The sequence below is a fragment of the Modestobacter sp. DSM 44400 genome (assembly GCF_900107175.1).
Lineage (GTDB): Bacteria > Actinomycetota > Actinomycetes > Mycobacteriales > Geodermatophilaceae > Modestobacter.
On the sequence record NZ_FNOZ01000150.1, the window covers coordinates 1 to 1,678 of the forward strand.

At 75.9% G+C, this 1,678-nt stretch carries 2 protein-coding genes; both read left to right on the top strand.

The window, feature by feature from the left end; genetic code table 11:
* Window positions 1–410: 410 nt before the first annotated feature.
* Window positions 411–632 (top strand): hypothetical protein, encoded by a 222-nt coding sequence (locus BLW04_RS29050; protein ID WP_254781998.1) that lies wholly within the window; start codon window positions 411–413, stop codon window positions 630–632.
* A 724-nt stretch (window positions 633–1,356) separates the two neighbouring features.
* Window positions 1,357–1,653: a hypothetical protein gene (locus tag BLW04_RS29055; RefSeq protein ID WP_254782000.1), complete on the top strand. Its 297-nt coding sequence runs from the start codon at window positions 1,357–1,359 to the stop codon at window positions 1,651–1,653.
* The last annotated feature ends 25 nt before the right edge of the window (window positions 1,654–1,678 follow it).

The following is a 1,678-nucleotide window of genomic DNA, read 5'->3' on the forward strand; positions in this document are numbered from 1 at the left end:
CCCCGCGGTGGTGAGCCATCCCAGCGCCGGGCGGGTCGGGCCACCACCCGGAAACCCGTGGCGGCCGCCGGCCGGCTCTGGCAGAGGGCACCGACATCCTCACCCCCACACCCCCGCCCCCAGCGGGGAAGCAGGGAGGACGACCGTGACCTGAGCCCCGGGCCGCCGGCCTCGACCTAGCCGACCTGGAGAACGCCCTGCTGCGCGCGGGGGTCGGTGACTACGCCGACGAGGCCGCGGTCCTGCTGTTGGTCAACTTCGGGCACCGGCTGCCGCGGCGGCAAGCCGCCGACCTGATCATCCTCGTTCTCGGCCTGGGAGGTGAGGGCCTGTGGGCGTAGATCGCCTGGCCCGACCTCGAGCCGGCCCGTGCCGCCGGAGTCATCGTCGGCCCCAGCGGCGAGCGGTGGGTGCTGCACGCAGCCGCCAGCATCGCCGAGGGCTGCCCCGTCGACCTCGGCGACCTCGCCGCGGCCCTGGCCCGCCGCGCGCTGAGGCTGGTGCTGGCCGCGATCGCGCACGCCGCGGGCAGTCACGACCACCGTGACGTCTCCTACGACCCCGACGGCGTCGCGTATTGCGGGGGCACGCTGCCGCCGGTGGTGGCGTGGCCCCCGCCGGACGCCCGGTGACGCCGCTCGAAGAAGCCACTCGAAGAAGCCGCTCGGAAGCCACGCACGCCGGCCACTCGGTGCGCGACAGCGCGCGCTCCGTGTCTGCCCTCGCCCCGGCCGCCGGAGGCCGTGGCGGCCCGCACCACGAGGCCGGCGCCGGGTCGAGGAGCAGATAAGTGCTGTGGGGGTGCCGCCGTGCCATGTGTTCGGTTGCCCAGGCTCGACGATTCCCGGCCCGGTCGCGGGGAGCGCCACCGACACCGCGCGGCAGGAGCCGGACAACCACCCAGGGCGCGGCAGGCGCGCCGAAAAGCCGTAGGCCATCAAGCCAGCAACGGGAAGCACCGAACGGAAGCGCACCACGAGGAGGAGCGATGGGATGGATGGGCCCGGTCGTGGACGACCAGGAGCATGAAGGCTGGGTGGTGCCGTTGTTCGCCGATGGCGCGCACGGCGCCGGAACCAGCAGCGCACGCGGAGTGCTACCGGAAGACGCCCGCCGACCCGACGACGGGCCGTGCACCGGCGAGCGGGTCCGGCTGACCTACCGCGACGGCTCGACCGTCGAGCACCTCTGGCAGGACGGCACCCTCATCCGCGGCGACGGGATCGTGCACGCCCACACCAGTGGCCAGGTTCACCGTGAGGTGATCGACCAGGCCGAGGAGTGGCGCCCGGACGCCGCGGTCGCCGGCTGGGCCGCCGGCCGCGCCTGCGGCTGGCGCGGCACCCCTGGACCCGGATGCCCGCACCCGAGCTGGCCGACCCCGCGGCGCGGCTGCTCGCCGTCCCCGGCCCGTGGGCCGATCTCGAGGCCGCCGACGAGAACCGGGTCATGCAGGAATGGCACGGCCACATCGCCGGGTGGCAGGCCCTCGAGGCCGTCGAGACCGCCGCGACCCGACAGGCCGCCGCCGCCCGCGCGCTCGACGTCGCGGTCCGCGCCGCGCTCGCGGCCGGGGCACCGTGGGCCGACATCGGCCGGGCCACCGGCCTGACCGGCCAGTCGGCCGCCGAGCGGTGGTCCGCCCGTGCCTGACCAGGCGACCGGTCACCCCGGACCG